This is a genomic window from Streptomyces sp. NPDC004609 (assembly GCF_042873655.1).
Classification (GTDB): Bacteria; Actinomycetota; Actinomycetes; order Streptomycetales; family Streptomycetaceae; genus Streptomyces.
The window spans coordinates 42,224-50,487 of sequence record NZ_JBIALS010000020.1 but is presented as its reverse complement, the minus strand read 5'-3'; the positions used below and the strand labels follow the sequence as shown (position 1 = coordinate 50,487).

Annotated in this window: 7 protein-coding genes; 4 read left to right on the top strand and 3 right to left on the bottom strand. The window is 74.0% G+C overall.

Annotation, left to right across the window (positions count from 1 at the left end; genetic code table 11):
* Positions 1-285 precede the first annotated feature (285 nt).
* Positions 286-1,272, top strand: coding sequence for an NAD-dependent epimerase/dehydratase family protein (locus ACFYT4_RS20585; protein ID WP_389270640.1), 987 nt, complete (start codon positions 286-288; stop codon positions 1,270-1,272).
* Positions 1,273-1,416: 144 nt separating this feature from the next.
* Here the strand turns inward: ACFYT4_RS20585 and ACFYT4_RS20580 are convergent, their stop codons facing one another.
* Complete coding sequence (locus ACFYT4_RS20580; RefSeq protein WP_389270637.1) at positions 1,417-1,896, bottom strand: OsmC family protein; 480 nt, start codon at positions 1,894-1,896, stop codon at positions 1,417-1,419.
* A 216-nt stretch (positions 1,897-2,112) separates the two neighbouring features.
* On the bottom strand, positions 2,113-4,068 hold the full coding sequence (locus ACFYT4_RS20575) for an SMI1/KNR4 family protein (RefSeq protein ID WP_389270634.1): 1,956 nt from the start codon (positions 4,066-4,068) through the stop codon (positions 2,113-2,115).
* A gap of 298 nt (positions 4,069-4,366) precedes the next feature.
* Here ACFYT4_RS20575 and panD point away from each other — a divergent pair, with 298 nt between their 5' ends.
* The 3 genes from panD to ACFYT4_RS20560 all read left to right on the top strand — a co-directional run bounded on the left by panD (position 4,367) and on the right by ACFYT4_RS20560 (position 5,974).
* Positions 4,367-4,783, top strand: coding sequence for an aspartate 1-decarboxylase (gene panD / locus ACFYT4_RS20570; RefSeq protein ID WP_389270630.1), 417 nt, complete (start codon positions 4,367-4,369; stop codon positions 4,781-4,783).
* Positions 4,784-4,889: 106 nt separating this feature from the next.
* Positions 4,890-5,243, top strand: coding sequence for a GNAT family N-acetyltransferase (locus ACFYT4_RS20565; RefSeq protein WP_389270628.1), 354 nt, complete (start codon positions 4,890-4,892; stop codon positions 5,241-5,243).
* A 98-nt stretch (positions 5,244-5,341) separates the two neighbouring features.
* A complete protein-coding gene (locus tag ACFYT4_RS20560) occupies positions 5,342-5,974 on the top strand; it encodes an aspartate/glutamate racemase family protein (protein ID WP_389270625.1) in 633 nt (210 codons plus the stop codon).
* A 564-nt stretch (positions 5,975-6,538) separates the two neighbouring features.
* On the opposite strand, the gene gndA is transcribed toward ACFYT4_RS20560, so the two are convergent.
* Entirely contained in the window at positions 6,539-7,981 is a 1,443-nt protein-coding gene (gndA, locus tag ACFYT4_RS20555; protein ID WP_389270622.1) for an NADP-dependent phosphogluconate dehydrogenase, read from the bottom strand.
* Positions 7,982-8,264 lie beyond the last annotated feature (283 nt).

Sequence of the window (8,264 nt, the reverse complement as noted above, 5' to 3'; positions counted from 1 at the left end):
CCGCAGGGGCATCCGCACCAAGCCCCCGCCGGGGCCACCGGGGCCCCCCCCCCCCCCCCCCCCCCCCCCCCCGGGGGGAACCACCCCCCGGGGGCCCCCCCCCCCCCCCCCCCCCCCCCCCCCCCCCCCCCCCGCCCCCGGAGCACCGGGCGGCCCGGTCGCCGCCCGGGTACGGCAGCACGCCTCAGCGCCCGGTCGCGTGCGCCGACACCGCGGCTGCGGGCCGGGATCTGCTCTCGGCGAATCGCCCTTGGTGCTCGTCTCCGGCGGTGCTTGAGTGGCCGGATGGAGATACTCGTTCTGGGTGGCACGGCATGGGTGGGCCGGGAGCTGTCGCGGCAGGCGGTCGGGCGCGGCCACCGCGTGACGTGCCTCGCCCGCGGCGAGAGCGGTCACGTGGCCGACGGAGCGGTGCTGGTGGCCGCCGACCGGCGCGATCCCTCGGCGTACGCACCGCTGCTCGACCGTGCGTGGGACGCGGTCGTCGAGGTGTCCTGGCAGCCCGGCCTCGTCCGCGGGGCCCTCGAAGCGCTGGGTGACAACGCGCGGCACTGGACCTACGTCTCCTCGGTCAGTGCCTATGCCTCCCATGCCGTGCCGGACGCGGACGAGTCCGCGGCACTCCTGGCTCCGACCGATCGGAGCGAGGTCGACCGCGCGCTGTACGGCGAGGCGAAGGCCGCCTGCGAGCGGGCGTCGACGGCCGCGGTGGGCGACCGGCTCGTCATCGCACGCGCCGGCCTCATCGGCGGACCCGGCGACCACACCGGCCGCTCCGGCTACTGGGTGGCCCGGGCCGCTCGGGATCCCCGGGGGCGGATGCTCGTACCGAAGTCGCCGCTCCTGCCGACCCAGGCGATCGACGTGCGGGATCTCGGCGCGTGGCTGCTCGACAACGCGGAGGCGGGGACCACCGGCACGTACAACACGGTCGGCCCGGCCGTTCCCTTCGGGGACTGGATCGAGCTGTCCCGCGCCGTCGGCGGGCACACGGGGCCGGTGACCGAGGCCGACCCGGACTGGCTGCTGTCGAACGGTGTGGCCGAGTACATGGGGGCCGAGTCGCTGCCGATGTGGCTGGTCGCACCGGGCTGGGAGGGCTGGTCGGCCCGGAGCGGCTCCGCGGCCGCCGCCGCGGGCCTGCGGCAGCGTCCCCGCGCCGAACTGCTGGCCGACACACTGCTCTGGGAGCGTCGGCAGGGCCTGGACCGGCCGCGGCCCGCGGGCCTCAGCGCACGCCGTGAGCGCGAACTGCTCGACGCTCTCGGCTGACGCGGCCGGCCGCCGTCCCGCGGCACGGACACCGTCCCCGTCGAGCCCCGGCCCCCGACGGCGAACGCCCCCGGACAGGGGTGGGGCCGCCCGGAGGCCCCGGTCGGCAACACCGCCCGGGGAGTGGGTGTTGCGGGAGCCCGCTCAGCCCTCCGCGACCCGGATCACGGGTGCGTGGGTGATGGGGAAGTTCACCGAGCGGGCGATGAAACACACCGCGTGCACCTCTCCGTGCAGCGCGCGTGCCTTCTCCGCCATCGACGCGTCGGCGACGGTCACCTCGGGGCGCAGGAGGACCCCGGTGATCTGGCCACCTCCGCCGCTCGCGTCCATGGTCATGGTGCCGTGGGCATGGTCCTCGTAGTCGACGACCGCGACTCCGCCGACGGCGCAGAGGTGGAGGTACCAGAGCATGTGGCACTGGGCGACGGAGGCGACGAGCAACTCCTCCGGGTTCCAGCGCGCGGGGTCGCCGCGGAACGCGGGGTCGGACGAGGCGGCGATCCCGGGCTTGCCGTCCGCCAGTACCTCGTGGTCCCGGCTGAAGGACCGGTAACCGTCCGTGCCCGATCCGAGGTTGCCCGTCCATTCGACGGTCACGTCATAGGTGTGTGCTGCTGCCATGGGCGTGAGTCTAGACAGGGCCCGGGGCGGTCCCCGGGCCCTGTTCGACGACACCGGTGCCGCGACGGCGGACGCGCGGTGGTGGACGCGCGACGGTGGATGCGCGACGGTGGATGCGCGGCACCGCGCCGGCGGCGGCAGGGGAGTCACGGGGTGCGGGCCGCGTCCGTTACCGCGGAGCGGCGGCCTGCCGGCACTCAGGGGTGGCCGCGGTCCTCAGCACCCAGGTGGCACGGCGCCCGGCCCGTCGTCTCCCGTCCGCTGCCGGCCGCCGGGCGCGGCTTCCCCGTGCATCCGGATCACCACGTACGCCTCGCCCTCCCTCGGCGGCCGCGTCCAGGAGCGGGTGGCGAACGTATGCAGCCGCCCGTTCACGATGGCATGACGCGGCAGACAGGCACCGAACTCCCCGGTCACCGCCTCCAGCAGCAGACGTTCCGCCTCGGCGCCGTCCTCCGGGCCACCGAAGAACCGGCCCGGGTCCAGCGCCCGTGGTATCTCTCCGCTTGACCCGGCCTTTCCGTCCGCGTATGTGAACGCGTACTGCTCGGCACCGTCCCGCGCCACCGAAAGGTGGAGGAACGGTTGCCCCGTCCTCAGGCCGCACCACACCACCACCGCGCGGGTGCCCGCGCCGGCGGCCGCGGCCGGGGAGACGAACCGCTGCGGGTCGAACAGGGCGGGATCGCCGTCGAAGGCGAAGCTCCAACCGGCGCCGGCCCGGCCGACCGCCATGAGAGCCCTGTCGTCGTAGGACGAGAACTCGATTTGCCCGTGCAGCGACTCGTGGCGTGCCTCCCAGAAGGTCATGGGTGCGTTCAGCACGGTACCGTCCCCGTCCGCGAGACGTCCGGGCAACTCCGCCGGCTCCACACCCTCCACCAGGACGAACCGGTAGGACGTGCGATGGTTGCCCGGGTCCGGCTCCGCGAGCCACGCCAGGTTGCCCGGGTCGAGCCCGGCCGTCGGCCTCGGTGCCTCACCCGCCTGCCCGCCCCTGGGAGTGGACAGCAGTTCGCGGCCCCGCTCCGGGGTCAGCAGCGGCCCGAGCACGGGGTCGGCCACCCACCCCAGCGGCGCCAGGTGGTCCGGTCCCAGCGGTTCCCACAGCGGCAGAGCGTTCATCAGCGTCCGCCATGCCCCGTCGGTGTCTCCCCACCGCGCCAGCTCCCGCGCCCGCTCGACCGCCTCCCCGAACGGTCCGGCCGCCGTGTACCGGTACGTGCCCTTCCGCACCTGGTCCAGCGTCGCGTGGGCCAGTGACCCCGGGTCGTCGCCGGCGCCCTGTGACGGGAACGTCATCGTGGCGTCGTCCCGGTACGCGTGCGCCGCGTGCTCGGCGACCAGCGGCGGCAGCACCTCGGACGTGTACTGCGGGTCCGTCACCATGTGTTCGAAGGACACCATGGAGGTCTGTCCGAGCAGGCGGCGAATCTGGTCGCCCAGCCCGGCGGCCCTCGGCCTGCCGTACTTCCTGGCCTCGTCCAGCGCCTTCCCGGCCCGTTCCCAGTCGCCGCGCAGCGCCTCCAGCCGGGCCTTCTCCACCAGGGCGTCCAGCTCTCGCGTCGTGTCGTTGGCGAACTCCGGCTCCTCGTCGCTCCGCCGCGCCCGCAGGCTGTGGAGCTCCCGGTGCATGTCCCGCATGAACTCCAGAAAGTTCGCGTGGCGCTCGGGTGGCGCGGCCCGCCAGCTCGCCCACGTGTACACGGCCCACTCGCCGTCCTCATCCACGTCCTCGGGATCCATGAGGACGTAGGTGATGTCGGACTCGACGTCGAGCTGCAGCCCGCGCCGCCAGATGTCCACCTCCCGCCGCTCCTCGGGCCCGGCGTCCTCGTCCAGGTACTCCTCGAACATGCCCGCGAGTCCCGAGTCGTCGTCGTGCCAGCGCGCGTCCGTGGTTCCCGCCAGCAGCCACACGAAACCGCCCGCGTGCCGCCACCCGTCGCTGACCTTGAGGAACTCCCGGTACGACGGGGGCATCCGCCGGCCGAGGCGCTCCTCCATGGCCGCGATCCGCTCCTCGGACGCGGGGGGTAACCCCAGCCACCGCGCCCGCCGCGCGGCCTCGTCGTCCTCGCCCCGCGTCTCACCGTCCGGCAGGGAATCCGCCCACTCCCCGCTCCACCGGAGCAGGAAGGACCGCCAGTCGAATGCCGTGTTGTCTGTCATACGCCCGATGCTGCCACCCGCCACTGACAGTGCCCCGCCGCCCGCCGCGGCCAACGGGACCCGCCGCGCACCCGGTCCGCCGACCCGCTTCGGCATGACGGGTGCCGCGTCCCACCCCGGTACGTCCCGACGGATGCGCGCGCGGAACCCAACTGGCACGCCGTCAGGCACGTCTGCCAGGGGCCGGCTCCCGTACCACGACAGTAGTGCCCGCTGTCCGCACGGCACGCCGCTGTACAGTGAGAAACGCCCTTGACCTGCAGCAAGCAGGCAGGGAGCCGACCTTGAGGAGCACTCGATGCTGCGGACCGTGTTCAAGTCGAAGATTCACCGCGCCACCGTCACTCAGGCCGATCTCCACTACGTCGGGTCCGTGACCATCGACGCCGGGCTCATGGAGGCGGCGGATCTGCTGCCGGGTGAGCTCGTCCACATCGTCGACATCACGAACGGCGCGCGCCTGGAGACGTACGTCATCGAGGGTGAGCGCGGCTCCGGGGTCATCGGGATCAACGGTGCCGCCGCGCATCTGGTGCACCCCGGTGATCTGGTGATTCTGATCAGCTACGCGCAGGTCGACGACGCCGAGGCGCGCTCGCTGGTGCCCAGGGTGGTACACGTGGACACGGAGAACCGGATCGTCGGGGTGGGCGCCGACGCGGCGGCGCCGGTGCCCGGGAGCCGTACCGAGCGCAGCCCGCACACGGCGGTCTGATCCGTCCGGCCGGGGCACTCCACGGAGTGCCGCCGGTCCGGCGGGTCCCGCAGCAGTCACGGTCCGCGGTCAGCGGTCCGTCCGTCCTACCGAGGGAGCAGGCCGCATGTCCGACAGACCGGAGTACGACATCCGGGACCACCGGGAGAAGGGCCTTCTGGAGGCGTACGAGAACGGCGAGGTCACCGGCCGTATCACCTACTTCGTGCTCGACGGCGATCCCGCCGCGCTGGTCCCCGTGCACACGGTGGTGGAGCGGGAGCACGAGGGCAAGGGCATCGCGGGCGCGCTGGTGCGGACGCTCTACGCGATGGCCGGGCGCGAGGGCGTCCCGGTCGTTCCGCTGTGCCCGTACGCCGCGACCTGGGCCGAGCGCCACCCGGACGAGGCCCCGGCCGCACCCCCGGAGCTGGTCGCGGCGGCGCAGGCGCAGCTGACCGCGGAATCGCGCCTCTGGTGACACCGGGCGGGTGCGGGACCGCCGCCCGGTCCCGCACCCGCCCGGCCCGCGCCGTCTCCCCGCCGCCGGTCACCCCGCCCCCGGCTACCCTGCGGATCATGCTCGCGCTGCTGCACACCTCCCCGGTCCATGTACCCGTCTTCGACGCCCTGCGTGATCAGGACCATCCCGGGGCGCGGCTGAGCCACCTCGTGCACGAGGATCTGCTGGCCCGTGCCGTAGCCGAGGGGCCCGAGGCCGTCGCGCCGGCCGTGGCCGGGATCCTGGCCACGGCGGCCGCCGGGGGCGCGAATGCCGTGCTGTGCACCTGCTCCACGATCGGGGCGGTCGCCGAGGCGGGCGCGGCCGGTGCGGGGATACCGGTGCTCCGCCTGGACCGGCCGATGGCCGCGGAGGCCGCGCGGGCCCGGCGGATCGTGGTGGTCGCGGCGCTGGGCAGCACCCTCGGGCCGACGGAGGCCCTGATCCGGGAGGAGGCCGCCGACCGGGCCGTCGAGGTACGGACCCTGCTGGTGGAGGGCGCCTGGGAACGCTTCCAGGACGGTGACGGCGACGGATACCTCGCCGCCGTGGCCGCCGCCGCCGACACCGTGCGCGACGCCGATGTGATCGTCCTGGCCCAGGCGTCGATGGCCGGTGCCGCAGGGCGTACGACCACCGCCGTACCCGTCCTGTCCAGCCCCCGCCCCGGTCTGCGGGCGGCCGTCCGGGCGAGCGCGCACGGGCGCTGAGCAGGCAGCCGGCCGCCGCCGGGGCATGCGCGGCGATCCGTTCCGGGATCTGAGGCGTGTGGACAGCGCGCGCGGGGGAACGCGGACGGGGAGACAGTGGGAACGCATGAACTCCGAACCCTGGAGGACCGGCATGACCCAGCCCCCCGTACCGCCCTCGCCCGTACCGACTCCGGGACCGCCGGGTCCCACACCGGGGCCGGTGCCCGGGCCGGGGCCCGTACCGTCGCCCCCTCCCGCGCCGGACCCGATTCCGCAGCCGCCGACGCCCGGACCCGAGCCCACACCGGAGCCCGAGCCCGCGCCCGGTCCGGCCTGAGACGGATCTCCGCGCCCGGCCCGGGACGGAAAGCCCACGGCGGGGCCCGGCATCGGTGTCCGGACCCGCGCCGCGCCCGCTCCCGGCGGGAACGGGCCCGGCGGAATCGGGCCCGCCACCGGGCCATGAGAACAGCCCGCCGAGGGCGTCCCGCCACCGTGCGGGCCCGACACCGCTGCGGCCCGGCACCCCGCGGCCCGGCACCTGGTCACGCGGTCGGCCGACGGGCCCGCCGCGGCCTGCCGTCAGTCCGTGGCCACCTCCGAGCGGTCACCGCCCCAGAGGGTGTGGAACGAGCCCTCCCGGTCGGTCCGGCGGTAGGTGTGCGCGCCGAAGAAGTCGCGCTGGCCCTGGGTGAGGGCCGCGGGCAGCCGCTCGGACCGCAGCGCGTCGTAGTACGCGAGCGCCGCCGAGAAGCCCGGCGTCGGAACACCCTGCCGGGCGGCCGTCGCGACGACCTCGCGCCAGTCGTCCTGAGCCGCGCCGGTCTCCTCGGCGAACTGCTTGTCCGACAGCAGGCTCGGCAGCTCGGGCCGGCTGTCGTACGCCTGAAGGATCCGGTCCAGGAACGCCGCCCGGATGATGCAGCCCTCGCGCCAGATCGAGGCGACCGCACCGAGGTCGATGTTCCAGCCGTACGCCTCGCTGCCCGCCCGGATCTGGTGGAAGCCCTGGGTGTACGACACGACCTTGGAGGCGTACAGCGCCTGCTCGACCCGCTCGGCGAACCGGTCCGCCTCCTCCTCGCCCAGCACCCGCGGTGAGGGGCCCGGCAGCCCGCGCGAGGCGTCGCGCAGCTCCGCGTGCCCCGACAGCGAGCGCGCGAAGACCGCCTCCGCGATCCCGGAGACCGGTACCCCGAGGTCGAGCGCGACCTGGACGGTCCAGCGGCCCGTGCCCTTCTGCTCCGCCCGGTCGGCGACGATGTCGACGAAGGGCTTTCCGGTCGCCGCGTCGGTGTGCGCCAGCACCTCCGCCGTGATCTCGATGAGATACGACTCCAGCCGGCCCGTGTTCCAGGTGCGGAAGGTCTCCGCGATCCGGGCGGGGGAGTACCCGGCGACCGAGCGCAGCAGATGGTAGGCCTCGGCGATCAGCTGCATATCGGCGTACTCGATGCCGTTGTGGACCATCTTCACGAAGTGGCCGGCGCCGTCGGGGCCGATGTGCGCCACCGTCGGGGTGCCGTCGTGGGCCTTCGCCGCGATCTTCTCCAGCAGCGGTCCGAGCGAGGCGTACGACTCGGCCGAACCGCCCGGCATGATGCTCGGGCCGTGCAGCGCGCCCTCCTCACCGCCGGAGATGCCCACGCCCACGAAGTGGATACCGCGCCCGCGCAGTTCCTTCTCGCGCCGGCGGGTGTCGGCGAAGTGGGCGTTGCCGCCGTCGATGATGACGTCGCCCTCCTCCAGCAGCGGCGCGAACTCCTCGATCACCGCGTCCGTCGGCTCACCCGCCTTGACCATGATGACCAGACGCCGCGGCCGCTCCAGCGCCGCGACGAACTCCTCGGCCGACTCGGCCGCGACGAAACCGCCCTCGTCACCGAACTCCTCGATCAGCGCCCGCGTCCTGGCCGCGGTGCGGTTGTGCACGGCGACCGTGAAGCCGTTGCGGGCGAAGTTACGGGCGAGGTTGCGGCCCATCACCGCGAGTCCCGTGACACCGATCTGGGCTGTTCCACTCATGCGTGCTCCTGGATGTCCTTCGGAAAATCCCACTCCGCCCCCACCGGTACGTGCGGGCGGACCCAGCCATTCATCGATCGGCAAGTCCGGGAAGTTCCCGAATATTTCCGGACTCTCCTGGAGTACACCCTCTCGGAGGCCGCGCAACCCCGGTACCTTTGCGGCGCTCCCGCCCCGTGTGCCCCGGTGCGCGGGGGCTGAGCCCTTGTCATAGTCCGGGCCGACCGCCTAAGTTGACCGCTTGGTACGTGACCGTTTCGTGATCTGCGTGATCCGTTCCCTG